The sequence below is a fragment of the Streptomyces sp. NBC_01381 genome (assembly GCF_026340305.1).
Classification (GTDB): domain Bacteria; phylum Actinomycetota; class Actinomycetes; order Streptomycetales; family Streptomycetaceae; genus Streptomyces.
Map to the genome: position 1 here is coordinate 23,244 of NZ_JAPEPI010000006.1, position 18,194 is coordinate 41,437.

17 protein-coding genes are annotated in these 18,194 nt (G+C 69.4%); 6 read left to right on the forward strand and 11 right to left on the reverse strand.

Annotated elements, in window-relative coordinates; all coding sequences use genetic code 11:
- Window positions 1-196 precede the first annotated feature (196 nt).
- The gene (locus tag OG453_RS44485) at window positions 197-1,402 is read left to right on the forward strand and encodes a hypothetical protein (RefSeq protein ID WP_266874538.1); all 1,206 of its coding nucleotides are present in this window, start codon (window positions 197-199) and stop codon (window positions 1,400-1,402) included.
- 117 nt (window positions 1,403-1,519) lie between these two features.
- Here OG453_RS44485 and OG453_RS44490 read toward each other — a convergent pair whose 3' ends face one another.
- The 11 genes from OG453_RS44490 to OG453_RS44535 all read right to left on the reverse strand — a co-directional run bounded on the left by OG453_RS44490 (window position 1,520) and on the right by OG453_RS44535 (window position 13,062).
- Window positions 1,520-2,494: an ATP-dependent DNA ligase gene (locus OG453_RS44490; RefSeq protein WP_266874539.1), complete on the reverse strand. Its 975-nt coding sequence runs from the start codon at window positions 2,492-2,494 to the stop codon at window positions 1,520-1,522.
- 110 nt (window positions 2,495-2,604) lie between these two features.
- Window positions 2,605-3,012: a hypothetical protein gene (locus OG453_RS44495; RefSeq protein WP_266874540.1), complete on the reverse strand. Its 408-nt coding sequence runs from the start codon at window positions 3,010-3,012 to the stop codon at window positions 2,605-2,607.
- A 59-nt stretch (window positions 3,013-3,071) separates the two neighbouring features.
- Complete coding sequence (locus OG453_RS44500) at window positions 3,072-3,521, reverse strand: hypothetical protein (RefSeq protein WP_266874541.1); 450 nt, start codon at window positions 3,519-3,521, stop codon at window positions 3,072-3,074.
- 9 nt (window positions 3,522-3,530) lie between these two features.
- Window positions 3,531-4,541: a hypothetical protein gene (locus tag OG453_RS44505; protein WP_323178758.1), complete on the reverse strand. Its 1,011-nt coding sequence runs from the start codon at window positions 4,539-4,541 to the stop codon at window positions 3,531-3,533.
- A 724-nt stretch (window positions 4,542-5,265) separates the two neighbouring features.
- Window positions 5,266-5,541, reverse strand: a complete 276-nt coding sequence (locus tag OG453_RS44510) for a hypothetical protein (RefSeq protein WP_266874542.1) — start codon at window positions 5,539-5,541, stop codon at window positions 5,266-5,268.
- A gap of 566 nt (window positions 5,542-6,107) precedes the next feature.
- Window positions 6,108-7,895, reverse strand: coding sequence for a hypothetical protein (locus OG453_RS44515; protein WP_266874543.1), 1,788 nt, complete (start codon window positions 7,893-7,895; stop codon window positions 6,108-6,110).
- 149 nt (window positions 7,896-8,044) lie between these two features.
- Complete coding sequence (locus OG453_RS44520; RefSeq protein ID WP_266874544.1) at window positions 8,045-8,896, reverse strand: hypothetical protein; 852 nt, start codon at window positions 8,894-8,896, stop codon at window positions 8,045-8,047.
- Between the two features lie 202 nt (window positions 8,897-9,098).
- Entirely contained in the window at window positions 9,099-10,670 is a 1,572-nt protein-coding gene (locus OG453_RS44525) for a hypothetical protein (protein WP_266874545.1), read from the reverse strand.
- A 544-nt stretch (window positions 10,671-11,214) separates the two neighbouring features.
- Window positions 11,215-11,487 carry a helix-turn-helix domain-containing protein gene (locus OG453_RS45475; RefSeq protein WP_353962316.1) on the reverse strand — a complete coding sequence of 91 codons (273 nt, stop codon included), beginning with the start codon at window positions 11,485-11,487 and terminating at the stop codon, window positions 11,215-11,217.
- Window positions 11,488-11,727: 240 nt separating this feature from the next.
- Entirely contained in the window at window positions 11,728-12,231 is a 504-nt protein-coding gene (locus OG453_RS44530; protein WP_266874546.1) for a GNAT family N-acetyltransferase, read from the reverse strand.
- A gap of 54 nt (window positions 12,232-12,285) precedes the next feature.
- The gene (locus OG453_RS44535; RefSeq protein ID WP_266874547.1) at window positions 12,286-13,062 is read right to left on the reverse strand and encodes a GntR family transcriptional regulator; all 777 of its coding nucleotides are present in this window, start codon (window positions 13,060-13,062) and stop codon (window positions 12,286-12,288) included.
- Between the two features lie 655 nt (window positions 13,063-13,717).
- Between OG453_RS44535 and OG453_RS44540 the strand changes: the two genes are divergently transcribed.
- The 5 genes from OG453_RS44540 to OG453_RS44560 all read left to right on the forward strand — a co-directional run bounded on the left by OG453_RS44540 (window position 13,718) and on the right by OG453_RS44560 (window position 18,192).
- A complete protein-coding gene (locus OG453_RS44540; RefSeq protein ID WP_266874548.1) occupies window positions 13,718-13,900 on the forward strand; it encodes a hypothetical protein in 183 nt (60 codons plus the stop codon).
- A 244-nt stretch (window positions 13,901-14,144) separates the two neighbouring features.
- Window positions 14,145-14,633 carry an ATP-binding protein gene (locus OG453_RS44545; protein WP_266874549.1) on the forward strand — a complete coding sequence of 163 codons (489 nt, stop codon included), beginning with the start codon at window positions 14,145-14,147 and terminating at the stop codon, window positions 14,631-14,633.
- 154 nt (window positions 14,634-14,787) lie between these two features.
- On the forward strand, window positions 14,788-15,045 hold the full coding sequence (locus tag OG453_RS44550; protein WP_266874550.1) for a WhiB family transcriptional regulator: 258 nt from the start codon (window positions 14,788-14,790) through the stop codon (window positions 15,043-15,045).
- A gap of 428 nt (window positions 15,046-15,473) precedes the next feature.
- The gene (locus OG453_RS44555; protein ID WP_266874551.1) at window positions 15,474-17,516 is read left to right on the forward strand and encodes a DUF2637 domain-containing protein; all 2,043 of its coding nucleotides are present in this window, start codon (window positions 15,474-15,476) and stop codon (window positions 17,514-17,516) included.
- A 214-nt stretch (window positions 17,517-17,730) separates the two neighbouring features.
- Window positions 17,731-18,192 (forward strand): hypothetical protein, encoded by a 462-nt coding sequence (locus tag OG453_RS44560; RefSeq protein WP_266874552.1) that lies wholly within the window; start codon window positions 17,731-17,733, stop codon window positions 18,190-18,192.
- Window positions 18,193-18,194: the final 2 nt, after the last annotated feature.

Sequence of the window (18,194 nt, forward strand, 5' to 3'; positions counted from 1 at the left end):
AGATCTTTTCCCACCGGCCAGGCGAGAGGCTGCGACCGAGCACGCGAGTTGGCACCGTTCGCTAAGTACAGAGCTCAGTCGGCCGCGCAGGCCAGGCCGTACTAGTCCGCAGATAGCGATCAGGGAGGACGCACTGTGCAGGGCGCGTGGCATTAACGTCGCGCGGGGTGTCGGTGCTATCCGGAATCATGGATGCATGGGCGAGAAGAAGCGGAAGAAACCGCATGTGCTGACTGCATACGACTTGATGGGACGTTCGATCGCCGCTGACGTCATGAAGGCACCGGCATATGAGGCAATGTCCAGCAAGATCATTAAGAGTTCAGGGATCCAAGACGCTCTCGGCCGGCTCACGCAACAGCGAGAGGCTGTGCTCAGGTCCCATGTCAGCAACCTGGTGATCAGGCCGGTCGACGTCCCGTGGGTGCGGGATACGTTCATGAAGCCCTACTACGTAGACCTCACTCCGAGCCTGACCACGTCCCTGGGGTTCGACCCGTTCGGATTGAACAGGAGTATCACGGGAATCGCTGACACCTTGCGTCGCAGCATCATCGAGGCTGCGGGCATCGACTGTTTCTTCGAGGGGTTTGCGCCGACCGTACGGTTCGACATCAATGATGTGCTGCCGAACCCTTTCCGGAACATGGTGTGGCCGCTGTCGCCGCAGCTGCCGGGGCTTGCCGAGAAACTTGCAGACATCCTCCTTCCGCCGAACCTGCAAGGTTTCAGTGAGACCGAGTGGACGCAGCTCATCGACATGGTGACCGAGGACGGCATCGGCCTCATCTGGGCGCCGAGCAAGCGGCATCTGCGGGCCCTGCTCTCTCAGCCCGACCGGGAGAGTCGATACGCCTACCTGCACGAGCAGCGTGAGGACTTGTTCGACGAGGTGGCCGACGGGCTGCGCCAGGTGAGGCAGGAGGAGCTCGAGGACCTCGCCGGTTTGGGGCTGCGCGCGGTCGACGCAGCACGGGCTGGCCTGTGGGAGGCGGGTCTGTCCCTAGCCACCAATGTCTGCTACACGGCGATGGAAACCAAGGCGCTTGCCTGGTACCACGATGAGTTCAAGGAAGTCCGTGGTCCGCGCGGCGGCCCCATCCAGCAGCTCGGACCTGGAACAACACTGACCGCCATCATCACCACCGTGCCGTTGCCATCAAGGCGCGTCGGCATCTTTGAACTTCGTGCGCACCTCGTCATCCGGCCGTTGTCGGAGACCTTCGCACCAAGCGCCACTGTGGATGGCAAGCACAACAGGCACGCGATCTGTCACACAGCATCGTCCACCTCGATTCGTGAGGAGTACCTGGTTCCAGCGCTGCTGAACATGCACTCGTTGCTGCGAGGGCTCGACGAGAAGATGACGGACGACGAGGAGGCGGGCGACGAGGAGGAGTGACGGCGACCGCTCGACGTTATCCATGTTCACTACATCATTGCCGCCGCCAGTGGCCGAGTGCAGGGCGTCGGCGAGATAGCCGGCGGCGAGGAACAGTGCCCGCAGCCAGCCCGTGTCCTAGGCATCCGTGCCGTACTGCGGCACCTCGGCGGGGGTGAGGTCGTCTCGAATGCGCAGTAGGCGTACGGGGTGTCGCCAGCGCCCCACGGTGTCCAGGGAGACATCGGCGGCGATCTCGGCGACCAGGAGTGGGTCGACCAGCTGCACCGTCAGCTTCTTGTTGGTGCCCCATCCCGCGGAAAAGGACCATCCCGTCCAGGGATGCCCGTGGCGTGCGGGCGTCAGCTGGCCGGCCAGCGTCTGCGCGAGGGGGCGGGGAAGGACAGTGGTGCGGCCGGCGAACTGCAGCTGGCCCGCGCGGTCCAGACGCCCGAGCAGCACCGTGGCAGGGGCGGCGAGGCTACCGCTGACGGCGCCGATCACCGCTTCGGTGCTCTGCCGCGACCGGTACTTCCGCCAGCCCCGCCGGCCGGGCAGATACGGCTCGGCGAGCCGCTTGAAGACCAGCCCTTCCATTCCCACCGCGCTCCAGGTGAGCCACTCGGCGGCCTGCCGGGGGTCGGTGGTCGAGGGGCACAGGGTCCATGGCGGTCCCAGCTCGTAGTCGGTGAAGAGCCGTTCGAGGGCCGCCCGGCGCGACGCGTAGGGCTTGCGCGTGAGGTCCTCGCCCTGGCGCAGGAGATCGAAGGCCACGAAGTGGGCCGGCGCCACGGCGGCGATGTTGGCGGCCGCGGCCGCGGTGCGGTTCAGCCGGCCCTGCAGGCGCTCGAAGGCGAGCCGGTCGTTCTCCCACACCACCAGTTCGCCGTCGAGCGCGGTGTCGCCGGGCAGAGCGGCGGCTGCCGAGGCGATCTCGGGGAAGGCGGCCGTCATGTCGGTGCCGCGGCGTGAGCGCAGCACCACGCGGCCATCCGCGTAGCGGGCGAGCAGAGCCCGGTAGCCGTCCCATTTCGGCTCTGCCGCCCAATCGGGCGGCAGAGCGGGGTCGTGCACGGCGGCGGCGAGCATGGGGTCGGGCAGCGTCCAGGACATGACCAACCCCTTCCACCGCCGGGACGGAGCGGGGAGGAGGTCGCCTGATCAGCCGTCGTCTTCTGGCGCGGTCAGGGACCTACGACCGGCCGGACGGGGGCGCGGTGTGACTAGGCGGCCTGCGTCAGCCCCTCAGTCTCGGGGACGGCAGGTGCTGCGCCCTCGGCGTGCTTGAGTGCCATGCGCGCTCGGACGGCGACGTCGCTGGTGCAGCGCTGCCAGTGGGGGTGTGCCTGCACGTCGGCGGCGGCCTCGCGCAGGTCGTCAAAGAGCTTGTCGTACTTCGCGCCTTGTTCCGCGGTCCATCCATCGGTCTTGGGCCGTGATGACTCGTAGCCGCGAAGGCCGCCTCCCTGACCGGTGGCCTCCCATCCCTCGTGCGGTACCCGCGACCACGGGAGGGTCGCCTGGAAAACGTGCAGCTCGGCGTAGAGCGTCGCGGCGCGCAGCTGCAGGGCGATCAGGTCAGCGGGAAAGTCGAACGGATCAAATTCGAGGGTGTGGGAGTCGTCGGTCACGTCGTCGAGATTAGTCCGTACGTCTGACAATGGTGTCGGCTGACGGGCCGGTGCCCCGGTCAGGCACCGGCTGGCGGCGCACCCCGGAAGGCCACCACTGCCCGCCTGACCTGCGCCGCCCCGCTCCACTCCCCCACCTGGTCACACGGCACCGGGCGCTGCCCGCGCACGAGGGCCTGGGCGACGTCGGCGAGCGCCACCGGATCGGCATAGAGCGGTGGTCCCAGCGGCCGGGTGGTGTCGGCGAGTCGCCGGCCTCCGCGGCCGGTGCGAGCGGAGCGCCATCCGGTGTCGTCGCCCCAGTGCCAGGTCACTCCCAGGCCCGTGCAGCGGCTGCGGTCCCACTCCAGCAGTGCGCACAGCCGCTGCTGCGCTGGTCTGGTCGCGTGCTGGCCCGGGTAGGCGGCGCCGTAGGTCCACAATCGCCCAGGCGGGATACCGCGCGCGGCGAGCTCACGGTCGACCGCCGCGATGTAGGGGGCGTGTGGCAACAGCTCTTCGGGGCGCATCCCGTCCTCCTACGAGGCCTTGCCGAGCAGGGTGGCCGCGGGAACCACCGCGCCCGCGCCGAAACGCGAGTTGGCGTGGTCGATGGCGCCCTCGGCGAGCAGCCGCGACTCGCGGGTCCTGTCGAAAGTGATCTGCACCGCGGCTCTCTTCGCGTCAACAAGGTCTTCGGCGCGAAGAGCCATTCCGATCAGCCTGGCGCGCTCGAGCCCGGCCGCGTCCATGAGGCGGTACGCCATCGTCCTGAGGTCCAGGTCATGGGCAGTGGCTTCCGGCAGACGGCGCGAGCGCTCCCAGCTCGCCCCGCCCGCGAACTTCAACTGCAGGGTGAGCGCGCGTGCCGCCTGCTCGCGGCCGCGCACCGTCGCGCCGAGCTGCACGACGAGGTCCAGGAGCGCAGCGCGCACCCGGCCGCCATCGAGCTCGTGCCGTTCAAAGCGACGGCGGACCACAGCGGACGCGGGCAGATCCTTGGGTGTGACCGGGCGCGGGTCGATTCCCCGTGCGCGCTCGGCCACGAGGCGTCCGGCGCGGCCGCCGAGGATCCGCTGCACCGTGGCCACCGGCACCGCCGCGAGCGCACCCACCGTGTGCAACCCGTACCCCGTGAGCGCCTGCGCCTGCTTCGGGCCCACCCCGTACAGCGCGCCCACCGGCAGCGGCGCGAGGAACTCCCGGGTCTGGTCCGCCTCGACGACGAGCAGCCCGCCCGGCCCCTCGATCTGCCCGGAGGCGGTCGCCGCAACCGCCCAGGACCGGCCGACACCGATCCGGAGGTCGACACCGAGGTGCGCGAGCGCGCGGATCCTGACGACCTCACCGATCCGGCGCGCATCCGCGCCCAGGCACCGGAACGCGCCGCGCAGTTCGGCCAGGGCGCTGCCCGGTGGGATCGCCTGAACCGTCGGCGTGAGGTCCCTCAGCAGCTCCAGCACCTGCCGGTAGAGCCGCTCCGGGAGCCCCGCCGGACACCGGACATGCATCACGCTCGCCGCCCCGGCCCCGCTGCTCCGCTCACTCACGGCCCTCACCTCCACCTCTCACGCTACCCGAACAAGTGTACGAACGGCGAGGTAGGTGGGCGCCCATCACGGCCCTGATCCCTCGTGCGACGGCGCCGGGCTGCATGAGAGACCTCCCCTCCCGGTCTGGTCTACGTCGTCATCGCGCGGCCCGTGATCACTCGGTCAGGTTGACCACCCGTAAGGCACCCGCCTCCGGGCTCCGCGCTGGGGAAGAGTGGGCCGTGTGCGCCGCCGGATCGTGACCCTTGTAGCCCTCGCCCTGCTGAGTACCGCCGGGTGCACCTCCGTGAGCCCGCACGTCGATCCGGATCGACTGCCACCTCGCCAACCGCGCGGCGAGGCCCTCTCTCCGCTCAAGTCCGGCACTCCGGCCGTACAGCCTGCGGTCCATGACGCGTTGCTGAAGAGCGGCACCGGCAAGCCAGAGGGCAAAAGGTTCAAGAAGGCCAAGGAGGCAGCGCCTCCCCGTGAGAAGCCCGCCGCCCTCGCCCGCACGCGTCCAGCGCCAGTCCCTCCACGTCCCCCCACCCCCGTCCTCCAGGAGCCGGCGCCACCCCAGCACGCAGCGCATCGCCGGGAGCGGCGTGCCGAGCCGGTGGCGCCGCGGCCCGCGCGGCCGCGGCAGACGTACGACGGCAAGGTCGTGTGCCAGATGGCGCACGGTGTGGCCGACCCCGCCATCGTGGCCTTGTGCCGGGAGAACTTCGGTCGCTGAGGGCTGTCAGCGGTGGATCTTGGCGCAGGGCGTGCCGTTGGCCTTGTTGAACTCAATGCAGAGCCACTCGCCGTTGTAGAAGCGCTTGTTGAGCTTCCAGTCCACGTACGCGAACTTCGTCATGCCCGCTGACGCAAACTTGGCCATCTTCCACCGCGTGACCGCGTACCTGTTTCCCTTGTAGACGCTGTACAACCTGCCCTTCGTACCGTTGACGTGTCCGTCCATCGAACCGCCCGCACTGGCGACGTGGAGCTTCTTCCCCCGGACAGAGATGGACACCTTGCCCTCGTGAACGTTCGCATCTGCCGGAACCGCCGCTGACGAAGCGGGAGCCATCAGCAATAGGGCACCGGTCGCGGCCAAGGCCGCAGTGATCAAAGGTCGCATGATCGCCACAACAGGCCCACCCGATCCTGCCGTCACGGCAAGCCCACGATGACCACCCCCAAGAGCGAGCGGATCACGCTGGCCGCGTGCTTCGTCGCCGAGTCGCCGCCGCTCCGGCGGAATCGCATCCTGAGAAGGGCGCCGAGAAGTATCAGCTGGTTGACGGGCGGCCCGGGAAGTACGCCATCCGCCTGGTCGTCGCGGAGCAACTCCGCGTTCCCCACGGGGACGTCCGTGACGTTAGGTCTGGGGAATTACGCGACGTACCGCAGTAGGACGAGCATCAACTACGGCAGAGGGTGCGAGACCGGCGTGCGCGGCCCCGAGCGGCCGATGCCCGCGGCAGCCGCGGCCAAGTCCCGGAGACCACCGCGCGGCGCGGACTCAGTCAACCGCAGCGCCTCGACAACGGGCCCGCGGCAGGGCGGCGTTCCACGGAAGGATCTCCTGAGCACTGCCTAACTGCGTTTACGGCAGTACATGCAGTACCCGTCTTCCGGGTGTGGGCCGACGAGTCGGGTGAGCTGCTCCCAGGGTGTACTGCGGGTAGTCGTGTCGATCAGGGACTTCACCGCGCCGGTCAGTTCCTCGTTCATGCTGGGGGCCAGGCCCACCAGGTGCACCGGGGTGACGGGGTGCCACACGACGTGCTCGATCGCAGCGGCGAGGTCGGCTGCGTCCCCGCATTCGGGCAGGACCACGAGCTGGTCCTGGTCCGTGACGACGAGCGCGATGACCGGCGCCGGGCCGTAGCGGCCGTCGGATTTGACCGTGCGCAGCATCACGGTCTCCAGCGGTGCGCCCATGGTGGTGTCGAATGCGGGCAGAGCGCGCGGGACGTGGAGGGCGACGAGGCTGGTGCCGGGCGCGGTGGCGCACCAGCCGGGTCCGGCGAAGGCCGGCCAGGTGCCCAGGACCGCTCCCGCGGCACCGAGCGGGTGGGCGTCGAGGGCGTCCAGGACCAGCTGGGCGCGGTAACTTCCGCTCGCCGGGGCCGCTTTGACGGCCTCGGTCAGGCGGGGGGCGGCGCACGCGGGCAGCTGGGCCGTGTCGATCACGACGGTGCGGGCGCTGTCAGGGTCGCCGAAGATCCGGTGAGCATCGCGGGCCAGGCGCTGCGAGGGCGCGTGCTCCATCAACCAGCGCAGGCCCTGCCAGAAGTCGCCGTTGTAGGCATGCTGCTCGGGGGCGAGAGTGAACCGGACCGGGACTTGCCAGACGCTCTCGTCGCAGTCGGCAGGCAGAGCGGTGCGGTCGGGGAGTGCGCCGGGTCGCCAGGCGTCGGAGGCCTGGCCCCAGCGGGAGTCGCCGAGCTCGCGCACCGACGCGGCCAGGTCGCCGGTGAGCCGGTCGGCGCTGGCCTCGCAGCGGCGGCGGAACGCGTCGGCCTCGGCCAGCGGCGGCGGGAGGGGCTCGGTGAGCTGGATGCCGGGCCGCCACGCGGTGACCAGCGGTGGTGTCGCACATCCCGCGGGCCACCAGGGCAGCCGGTGCCCGATCGCGGCGGCGATGTCGTTGAACTCGTCTGCACCGGCGGGCACTTGCCGCATCCGATCCACGAGGTCTTTCAGCTCGTCGGCGCCCGTCGTGTCGGAGCGGTGAAGGTCGAGCAGGCGGACCAGGCCCGCGTAGCTGCTGAAGCTGGGCTCGGCCTCCGTCGGCAGGATCACGAGTGTGCCCAGCAACGCACCCTGCGCCTCCTCGTACGGGTCAAGGCCGGCGAGCAGCTCGTGCACCAGGTGCTGCAGCGGACTCCCGTACGGCCACGCAGGCGGCCACCCCAGGAGGCGGGCGCTCTCCCCCGGCGCCATCACCGTGGCCAGCCAGAGCGAGGGGCCGCTGCCCGGCCCACCGTGCGGCGTGTAGGAGGCGACATGCACATCGACCGGCGCCCGCCTCATGTCGGCATCCACGCCGGGTTCCTGACACAGCTGGACCGTGCGCTGCCCGCTGTGCTCGAGGTGCGGGCCGTCCGGGCCCGGCAGCAGCCACGACGCCACGTGTACCGGCAGTCGGCGGCCGGATGCCGCGCACCAGCGGGCCACCGTGCGGCCGCGCCACAACGGCCGCTCCTCGGTGCTGTCCTCGGCATCCGGCACAGGCAAAGGGGTGGCCGTACCAGCCGTGCCGGGTGAGCGGAGTTGGGTGATACGGCCCTTGGACAGGCCGGTCATCCGGGCGATGTCGGCACTGCTGCAGGCAGGGGGGAGGTTGCGGAGAGTGCCGCGGGAGCGGAGTAGGTTCACCCACCGCACGCTAAACGAAGTGTTTAGTGAATGGTGGGGAGTTAGCGGAATCGGGTCAGTCTCATCGCAACGCGATCTGTCATCGCGCCCGCAACTCCTACGGACACTGAGAAGTCGGGCCGGGAGCTCAAACAACCGGTCCTGCGCGATCAGGGACGCGCCAGCGCCGAGGATGTGTTCGGCTGTGGGGCAGCGGCGATCTCCTGGTTGATCAAGGAAACTACGTGCCCGGGATGGGCCCGCTCATCCCCGGCGTCCAGCTCGATCCAGGTCCGCAGGATGCTGCTCTCGTCAATGTCGGTGTGTTTCCACAGGTTCCAGGAGTTGTCGCCCCGCTGGAACACCCAAGGGGATCCAGCGCTGTCGGTGATCTGGACCAAGCAGCCACAACCGGAGCCGTCGTCGTAGTTCTCGCGCAGTTCCGCCTCGTCGTGAACGTGGTGCTCGGTGATCAGCGTTGCTTGTTCCCCGAGCAGGTCCGCCACCGCCGTGATGGTCTCGTGCGCGTCCTGTGGCTGTCGCCCCAGGTACGGGGTTTCAGCCAGGATGCGTACCGCTGTCTCCGCATCGCACGTTGCGGCACGCGCCTCCTGTCCGGCACATGCCGTCGCCATCTCGGCGTTGCTGAGGTTCGGTGTCTCAGGGTCGTTGAACTCCGGCAGCACGACGTCGTGACGCGCGTCCATGACATGCAGGTATCCGGCCAGTTCCTCCAACGCTGCTCCGGCCGCGTCGATCTGCGCATACAGGGCCGAGGCGACGACAGCGGCCTGCTGCGGGGTGTAGAGCGCCCATTCGAGGCCGAGCCCCGCAGTGGTGGCTTCAGCGGCCTTGGCCCCGGCAATCGCGAGCGCGATGATTTCGTCCGGATCGTCCGGTCCCCCACTGTCGGTGACCAGTTCGAGCCCGCCGCACACATCACCGATCAAGCGCCGGCTGCCCTCGGCGTCCGCTTCGGCAGCACGCCGCCACAGGTCCACCCAGTTGTGCGAGTCAGCCATACGTCCTCCAAACTGCAGGGCTCTCCGGCAGGGGCACGGAGGATTCTTGCGCATGTGAGACGACCAATGCGGTGCACGAGGGCCATGCGGTCAACCATCCCTCTAACGAGGGAGCTGGTCGCCCATGCGCCCTCCTGGGCGCCGATCTCTCCCCTGGGTAAAGGCGGGTACCCAATGGCGGAGATCGGCACTCAGGCCTTGATCAGAAGGCCGTAGAGGGGATCTGCTGATCTACGGCAGTCGCGGCAGCTGCGGCCGTGAGGGTCTGCTCCCATTCAGCTTCGGCGGTGCGCTTGGCTTCCTCTGCCAAGACCTTGCACCGTCCGCACAAGCCCTCGGTCTGAATTGGCCGACCGCACGGCTTCCCGCCATATCCGGGGCAGTTCTCCCCGTCCGATGACGTCTCCCGGCACACCAGGCACAGCGTGCCGGGCGCGATCACCCCACGGCCGCATCCGTCCGCGCACACCGACTGCTCGCCACCGAGGCAGACCCCGCACAAGTCCTGGCCCGGCAGGGCGAGACGAGGGCAGAACCCATCCTCGCCGGCGCAGGGAGGGTGCGTGTCATGCACGGAGTGCACATCCACGGGCGGTGGGGTCCAGATCTCCCGCTCCTCCAGGGTCGGCTGGAGGAACTGCCCGACGGGCCGTTGCTGAGCGGGGATCGGCCGTACTCCTGCGGTGGGACCCGCGGCCATCAGGTCGCGCAGTCGCCGCCCGACGACCGCAGCGACCGTGGTGTGCAGCGGCTGCGGCAGCGATCGCGACAGCAGGGCGTGCCGGATCTCCTGAGGGGTGAACCCCTCTTCCAGCATTCCGGAGACGACCAGGCCCTGATCCCGCAGGGACTGCGCATGGGTGATCGTCCACTCGGGAGCCTCTGCCGCGATCGCCCGCAGTACCTCCACCCCGGGCGTCATCTCGACCCGCACGACGACAACGCCTGGCGAGGCACAGCCCTCTTCGTTGCTGCTGTCTTTCAGCACGGCGTCAGCCGTCGCTGTCCCAGATCCACCGGCCGATGCGGGCCCCGGCTCCTGGTCCTCGATGTTGCTGCCGCCCCCGTCCGTCCCTCCGTCCGTGTCCGAACCGATCTCTGAATCGTCTTCTCCAGCTTCAGACATGGACGGAGGGACGGAGGTCGCGGGATCTGGAGAAGGGCTCTGGACAGGGTTATAGATATTGGGCGTCACCGGTGACGCCACCGTCCCGTCATGGGTGACCCCACCCCTGGCGTCACCCATGACGCCACCCCCCTCGTCGGAAGGTGGCGTCACCGGTGACGCCACCCCCTCCTTCTTCCGCCCGCCCTTCGGCTCGACCCCAGCGCGCCGCTTGGCCTCCACGCGCTGCTCCACCACGGCCTTGGCCACGTCTGCCGCCGCCTCGCCCGGCTTCAACGGGTCAGACCACTGGCCACGCCAGAACTCGGCATCGTTCAGGAAGTAGATGTTCGCGTCGTTGACCTTCTTCGACCCCCGCTTCTTGCGCTCGGTAACCGTCCAGAGACCGGCACACAGGCCTTCCAGAACGGTGCGGTCGAGCGTCTTCTCCGACACGCCGAGCTGCGCGGCGAGCTCCCGGCGGTACGGCTTGCCCTGCCTGGTGTCCCGCGCCCCGGTGTCGGCGTACGTCACCAAAATCCCGTACAGCGTTCGCAGGTTCGTGCTGTACCGCGGATCGCACATCCACTGCGAAACGATCTGCCCAAACGGCAAGCCGCCACCACGGCGGACTTCGGGGCCGTACTGCTTCGGGGCGTAGCCGGTCATCGGTCCGCCCTCGCAAAGGCGAGGTCCTGCGCGACGCTCAAGAGAGCTGCCGCCGGGTCCGCAATCCGCAGCGGCGGCAACAGGGCCAGGAGCGGCCCGAAGCAGACTGCCGCACGGGAGGTGATCAAGAACTTGCGCATGCCCGGGAAGGGGACGCGATGAGCCGCGGATGTGACAGAACGAGCGGAAGAATCTCTGCCCACGCCGTGCAGGGTGGGCAGGTCCGCGGCCGCGACGGGGCGGCGACGGAAGTGGTGCATTGGTGGATCTCCCCTGATCGGGGAGCCGTGATCAGCATTGCGACCAGTCAGATAGCGGACAAAAGGGCCCGTGCTCTGGAATCTCGGGCTGTCGCGCTTATCCTGTGGGTAGGTGACCACGCGGACCCTAGGGTCCACGGGCATCACCCGGCAGTCGAGGTCACCTCGCTGCTCACGACTCGATGGCTTTGATGAGGCCGAGTCGATCGCTAGGGAGCGGTCTCCGTTGTGGCGACGGAGGCCGCTCCGCGTTTTTACGGTGGGCTGGTCATGGTCTTCGCTCTCTAGCCGGCGACTGGGTCGGGTTCAGGTGCGGGGTGCTTCGCGGCGAGGCCCTGCAGAAGCCGGGCGTATTCCTGCTTGTGAGGCGGCCTCGGCTCGGCCCGCCCGGATTCCCAACGGGCCACCTGTACGCGGTGGACGCCGAGCGCTTCGGCGAACTCGGCCTGAGTGAAGCCCCCTGCCCGGCGAAGGCGCGCACGCTCAGCCGGAGAGGGCAAGGACGCGGAGCGGGCAAGCAGTGAGTCGACAGAAGCGCCAATGTCGTGCTGCTTCACTCGATTCTCCTCCCAAGATCACTCTAGAAGCTACACAGACACTACAACTGGTGAGGCTGCTCTGTACGCAAGTTGATGGTGTGTCGGCCCTTGAAGTTCTCCTCCGCCTGGCCCCTGGTCGAACCGCGACACGTTCGACACAGCACGTACGGCGCTGGCACTACCGTTCGCCGTGCCGGTTACCACCACGCTGACCAGCGGCGTGCCACGCCTGTCACAACGTCATAACTCCCTGCGTGGTTAACGCCGCAGCGTTTGCAGCCGGTCGCTGGGATGCATCACAACGGAGGCCGGGCGCTGAGCCATCCACCCGGAAAGTCGGTGCTCCGGCGCCTCGGTGCGGACGTGGGTGAACCCCTCGGCGAAGTAGTACTTCTGCAGCTGCGTGTTGGCGCGCCAGCAGTCGAGACGCACCCAGGACAAGCCCTGTTCGCGGGCAACTGAGCCGACCCAGTCGAGCAGCCGGCCACCGAGATGCTTGCCTCCGGTCGATCGCGCGGTGATGAGCTTGGCCACGTACAGAGCCGACTCCGGGATGTCGTCGTCAGTCCAGAAGTCGCGGTCCGCAGGGGCGAGTGTCACGGTCGCGAGCACCTCGTCGGTGTTGTCGACGGCCACCCACGTACGGCCCGCCTCGATGTCAGCGTGCCACTTGGCCAAGGCCCGTTCGCGGAATCCCGGGGCGCGCCACTGGTCGATACCCGCGGCCGCCAGCCACTCCTCTGCCTCGGTTCGAAGGCGCATCAAGGCCCCCTCGTCGGCTGTCGTGGCGACACGTACGGTCAGAGCGGACGGCATCTAGGCCTCGCCCTCGTAGACGAACTTGTTCAGGTGACCTGGGGCGACGGTGACCATCACGCGCACGGGCTCGCCGTCGGCGCCGAAGCCGATCCGGGCGTGCCGGACGATGGGCGTACCGATATCTGGCGGCAGTTCCAGTCGCTCGGCTTCCTCGGCCGTGATCGGGGGCCATGCCATGAACTCGTCCCGCCAGCTCTTCTGCGGGTTCCCGGTGCTGGCCAGGATCCCGCCAGGCATCGTGACGTCTTCCTCGAACATGAGCGGGGTATCGAGGGCGATCTTCGCCGGGAACCAGCTGTCGGCGAGCTGATAGGCCTCGCCGTCGACTCGCCGCACGCGCCGCCGGACGACCACGTGTGTCCCTGGTTTGACGCGCAGCCACTGGGCCACGTCCGCCGGCGCCGGCACAACGGAGACGCGCGGTGTGTCCTGGGTGGCGACACGACCTTGCTCAGCCACGGCCGCCTTCCAGTCGTCGCGTCCCAGTGCGGGATCGTCACGGCGCTGCCCGCTCTCGAAGGTGTGCAAGTGCCATTCGAGCGGCTGGACCTTCCGGACGAAAGTCCCCTTCCCCTGGCGGCTGTTGACGTGCCCCGTCGCCTTGAGCAGGGCGATGACGCGGAAGATCGTTTTGTCCGAGACCTCGTGCTGTGCCGCCAGCTCGGCGGTGCTCGGGAGCTTTTCGCCTGGCGACAGCTCTCCCGAGGTGATCTGGGCCAGCAGGTCGGCCGCGATCTCGCGGACCCTTGGCGCTTCTTTTGGCTTCGGCGGCATGGTCCGCAGATTAGCCGAACTTCGAGTCTGAAGTAACGGCACCCCGACTTAACTCAGTGGACTTCGAGTCTGAAGTTAGTGGGCGAAGCGCGCGATGACCTGCATGCACCCGTGGATACCCATACTTTGGGCGCCCATCAGGTGATTCAACTTCGTGTCTGAAGTCGTTGACGAGGTGGATCTCAGGGGCTAAGTTCATGCCTGTGCCCACTTCAGACACGAAGTTGGGGGAACTTGCAACACCCGTCGGCCGCAATTCAGACAGCCCTCGCCGTGCACGTCGCGGTAGTGGGATCTGCGCGGATTCGCCTGCGCCTTGAGAACTCCACAGTTGATGCAAGGACTGAAGCCGGAGCTCCCTCCGGCAGACCCCCAGGTAGGTCCCTGGCTAGGTCGCATTGCCCACGTCGGTGGGCCTGTAAGTCCTTGTCCGCGCCGCCGCGCCCCGTGATGCGTCACGGGATCAGTCGTCTAGGCCCGGCTCAACTCACCTCACGCACGCACCTTGCAGCCCGCACAGGGCAACAGGCCCGGCTCCGCCGCGCCTCATCAACTCATACGTCGCAGCCGTGCGCTGCCCAGTCGTGACCGGCCCGAAATCGGCCCGGTCACGGCGGAGAACGCACGACCCGGCGAGCAGAAAGGAACCGAGTACGTGGCAGAGAACCAGCTGTTCCTCGACTACATGGAGGCCTGGCAGGCCTCCGAAGAACACACCTCGGAGTGCGCGAACTGCCACGACGACCAGCTGTGTCAGACGGGGACGCCGCTTCACGAGCGGTTTGTCGAGCTGCAGAACCAGTACAGGGAATGGCAGGCCGAGCGGCGGCTGATCTAACCGCCGCCCGCCTGCCCGTCGTCGCCCGCCCAGAGGGCGGCGGCGACACCGGAAACACCAGCTGACTCAACGACGACGGCCCTGGGATGCACCCCAGGGCCGTTGTCGGCCGATCACTCAGAGAGGAACCGACTGTGAACTACACCCACATCATGCCAGTCCCGCTGAGCGTGGACAGCGACCCGGACATGGACGAGGCGCTGCGCCGGGTCCGCCAGGGCCAGAGTGGCAGCGGAGGAGTGCGGTGAGCACGGCGACGGTCTCAGGAACCGGAGCCATGTGTGAGCTGCGGCCCGAACTCCCGGCACCGGTCGCTGGCTTGTATCTGCGCCACCGCAGTCAGGGGTTCGTCGCGTACGTGACGGCGTCCCGGGACAACCTTCGGGCGCTGCGCAGGCAGAGCGCCACCGTGCTGGAGGCCTACGGGGTCGCCCCGGAGGCCATCGACGACGTCCAGCTCGTGATCACGGAGCTGTACGCCAACGCGGTCCAGGCCTGCGGCGAGCACGTGCCGCTCGTGGTGGACGTGCACACCACCTGGACCGGCGTCGCCGTCCACGTCCATGACCCCGCCCCCGCCGTTCTTCCCCGCCGATCTGCGGCGCCGGACGACGCCGAGGCCGAGTCCGGCCGGGGCCTGGTCCTCCTGGACGTCCTTGCCCCTGGCTGGACGATCAGGCGCTCCCCCATCGGCAAGCAGATCTGCTGCCACCTCCGCACCCCCGGCACGTAGCGCTGTCTGCCGTCACGCACACGGGGCGGGCACGTGGAAGGTCAGCCCTCAACGGCGCGGCCGCACAGGTCGGTCCGCCTCTGAGGGCCGGAGATCACTACGAGCCCGCCCCACCTCCACCAAGCCCAGCACACCGCATTCGAAGGGACATGTCATGGACTGGCGTCACAACGCGGTCTGCCGCGAAGAGGACCCCGAGCTGTTCTTCCCGATCGGCTCCACCGGCCCGGCCGTGATGCAGATCGAGGAGGCCAAGGCGGTGTGCCGCCGCTGCCCGGTCATCGAACAGTGCCTGCAGTGGGCCCTGGAGTCCGGACAGGACGAGGGCGTCTGGGGCGGCCTCTCCGAGGACGAGCGCAGGAACATGAAGCGGCGCGCCGCCCGCAGGCGTACCACCGCGAACGCCGCCTGACCTTCCGCCGGACGGGAGCAGCAGGCAACTCCCTCACCCACACCACGCTGTTCCACCAGGCCGGTCGCCCGTCGCACGGGCGGCTGGGCTGAGCGGCAACCGCTGCGTCGCCGGGATCGACCCCGACTACACGCGGCTGCTCCCGGCGGCGGACGCGATGCACGACATCGACACCGCGCCGCTGCGCGAGACCGACCCCCTGGGGCAATGGCCCCGGCCGCCGTCGCCTGGCTGCGCCAGTACCTCGGGCAGATCAACAGCACGCCGCCCGCCCGGCGTTGACCGACCACTCCCAACAGACGGCCCTCCGAGTCCTCGGCATTAGAGCTGCCGGGGCCTCGGAGGGCCTGGTCACGACCCTACCGACCGACGCCGACCCGCGGTGACCTCTTACACGGAGGCGCCGGATTGCACGAGAGGACTCCCCCGTGGCCCCCAAGACCGCCACCCGCCGCAGGCGCAAGGCTGCGCCGGCCGCGAAGCCCCGCAGCGCCGGGCGGGCCAAGGCGTCGACGCCGCCGGCCTCCATCCCCTCCCAGACCCTCGAGGACACCGCGCCGCTGGTGGTCCCGGAGGCCGACCCGGTCCTGGCCGACGCCGCCGACCGCGCCGCCGACGTCCGGGACCAGGCCGCCGATTCCGCCGCCCGCCTCCTTGTCGATGGCGAGACCCGCGCCGCCCAACTCGTGGACGGCGCCCGCACCGTGGCCGCCTCGATCACCGAAGCGGCCATGACCGAGCAGGCCCGTGCTCTCGCCGCGGCAAGGGCCGACGCCGACCAGGTCCGCACGGATGCCGCGACCACCGCGGCCGCCGACGCTGACCAAGTCCGTGCCGACGCCGAAGCGAGGGCGGAGCAGCTGCTCGCCGACGCCCGCCGCCAGGCGGAAGAGGCCACCACCACGGCGGCCGTGCAGGCCGATGAGGTCCGGACCGAGGCCGCGCAGGCCGCCGCGAAGACCCTCGCCGACGCGGAGCGCACCGCGGCCGAGACCCGCACCCGCGCCACCACCGATGCTGAACAGCTCCTGGAGCGGGCGCGGGGCGAGGCCGACCGGATGCGCGAGAGCGCGGACGACCAGGCCGCGCAGGTGCGGGCCGGGGCCGAGAAGGTGGCCGCCGGCCTTCGGTGGGACGCCGACCGCGCTCTGGCCGACGCCCGGTCTACCGCTGAGGAGCTGCGGGCCACCGTCGACAAGGATGTCGCCCGGCTGCGCGAACGGGCCGAACAGGATGCGGAGGCGGCCCGGGGAGCGGCGACACAGGCCACGGCCGACCAGGACGCCGCCGCCCAGGCCCGAGCTGAGGGCGAACGGATCCTGGAGGCGGCGACGCAGCGCACCGTGCGGCGGGCCCGGCGCCGGGAGATCCGGGCCGAGTCGCGTGCCGCCCGCCGCAAGGCACGCAACGACGCCCGGCCCGCCGGCGTGGTGCCGCCGCTGTCAGGGCAGGAACTGGCGGGCGTGGTCGCGATCGTGCTGGCCGCCGCGACCGTCTCCACCCTCGGCCTGCTCTCCTCCTACACCGCGCTGGAGACCAAGGCGGCCGGGTGGGGCTGGGAGTGGCCGTGGCTGCTGCCCGTCGGGATCGACGTCGCGGTCCCGGCCTTCACCGGCGCCAGCCTGGTCCTGATCCGCATGGGCATGGAGCTGCGCTGGATCCGGTGGGTGCCCCGGGCTCTCACCGCGGTGACCGTCTACCTGAACTGGAACGCCTCGGACTCCACCGCGGGCCGCCTCGGGCACGCCGCCCTCACCCTGCTGTGGGTGATCTTCTCGGAGATCGCCTCCCACGTGTACGCCACGCGGATCGGCGCGGTCACCGGCAAGAAGCGGATGGAGACCGTACGCCGCAGCCGCTGGCTGCTCGCCCCGATCCCCACCGCTCGCCTCCGCCGCCGGATGATCCTTTGGGAGATCACCTCCTACGGCGAGGCGCTCACCCGCCTCCAGGAGCAGACCTACCTGCGAGCGCAGCTCAAGGAGAAGTACGGGCGGCGGTGGCGGAGCAAGGCTCCGCTGGAGCAGCGGATGGCGCTCAAGCTCGGAGAGGCGCCCGCCGCGCTCGCCGACACGCTCACCCCCCAGGACGCTCACGCCATCGAGCGCGAGGCAGAACCCGAGCACGCTCACTCCGGCGTGAGCACGCTCACCTCCGGAAACGTTCGCGGTGAGCATGAGCGCCCGGCGCTCACCTCCGGCGCTCACGAGGGTGAGCGCGCCACTGAGGACGCAGACGCTCACCGAGCGGAGAGTGCTCGTACGCGCAGCGAGAGTGAGGCGCTCACCGAGCGCCGCCACGCGCGCATCCGGCTCCTCTACACCGAGCTCGGACGCCGACCGGAGGCGAAGGAGATCATCGACGCGCTCACCGAAGCGGGCCTGTCCGACGAACCAGTCTCCCGCCCGACCGCCCAGCGACTGCGCGCTCAGGTCGAAGCTCCGAGCCCGAGCGCCCCGGCGAGCGCCTGACGCTCATCCCCTGCTGCCCTTGGCCGCCACCGGCCTGCGCTCGAGCGTGAGCGCGGACCGGTGACGGCCACGGCCGGCAGGCCGCTCACCCCGGCCGAAACACCCGCCCCGGCTACGAAAGGAAAGAACCCCCATGTCGCCGACGCGCACAGCGGCGCCTCCGAGTACCGCACCACTCCACCTCGACGGACCCGATGCGCCGCCCACGCCCGCGATGCGCCGCTTCATCGCCGCCGCGCTCGCCCAGGAACGCAGCGACATCCACGGCATCGCCGTTCCGCAGGTCGTTCCTCCCCGATCTCACCGTCTGATCCCGGTGAGCGTGCGGAATGTGCTGACCAGTTGGGGCTGGTGGCAGGGGCCGGTAGCCCAGCCGCCCTCAGTCCATCTGCTCCAGGTCAGGGACGTGCTGAAGGCCCTCGGGTGGGCCCAGTCCCTGGACATCACGGTGACCGGGCGCATGTGCGTGCGCGGCGCCCAGTCGATGCTCGAGCGCACCGGCCACGTCACCGGGCACGATCGCGAAAGAGCCGTCCAGTACATGCAGAAGGAACTGGCAAATCACGGCGTCACCATGGCATTTCACGCCTGGAATGACCTGCCGGAACAAACCCTCCAAAAGGTCGAAGGACTGCTCACGGCGGCTGCTCGAATGGCTCTTGAGAACGGAGAGTGAAG

Coding starts and splice junctions, on each gene's coding strand:
- OG453_RS44485 (WP_266874538.1), top strand. CDS start 197: ATGGGCGAGAAGAAGCGGAAGAAACCGCATGTGCTGACTGCATACGAC.
- OG453_RS44490 (WP_266874539.1), bottom strand. CDS start 2,494: ATGTCCTGGACGCTGCCCGACCCCATGCTCGCCGCCGCCGTGCACGAC.
- OG453_RS44500 (WP_266874541.1), bottom strand. CDS start 3,521: ATGCGCCCCGAAGAGCTGTTGCCACACGCCCCCTACATCGCGGCGGTC.
- OG453_RS44520 (WP_266874544.1), bottom strand. CDS start 8,896: ATGGCTGACTCGCACAACTGGGTGGACCTGTGGCGGCGTGCTGCCGAA.
- OG453_RS44525 (WP_266874545.1), bottom strand. CDS start 10,670: ATGACCGGCTACGCCCCGAAGCAGTACGGCCCCGAAGTCCGCCGTGGT.
- OG453_RS44530 (WP_266874546.1), bottom strand. CDS start 12,231: ATGCGCCTTCGAACCGAGGCAGAGGAGTGGCTGGCGGCCGCGGGTATC.
- OG453_RS44535 (WP_266874547.1), bottom strand. CDS start 13,062: ATGCCGCCGAAGCCAAAAGAAGCGCCAAGGGTCCGCGAGATCGCGGCC.
- OG453_RS44550 (WP_266874550.1), top strand. CDS start 14,788: ATGGACTGGCGTCACAACGCGGTCTGCCGCGAAGAGGACCCCGAGCTG.
- OG453_RS44560 (WP_266874552.1), top strand. CDS start 17,731: ATGCGCCGCTTCATCGCCGCCGCGCTCGCCCAGGAACGCAGCGACATC.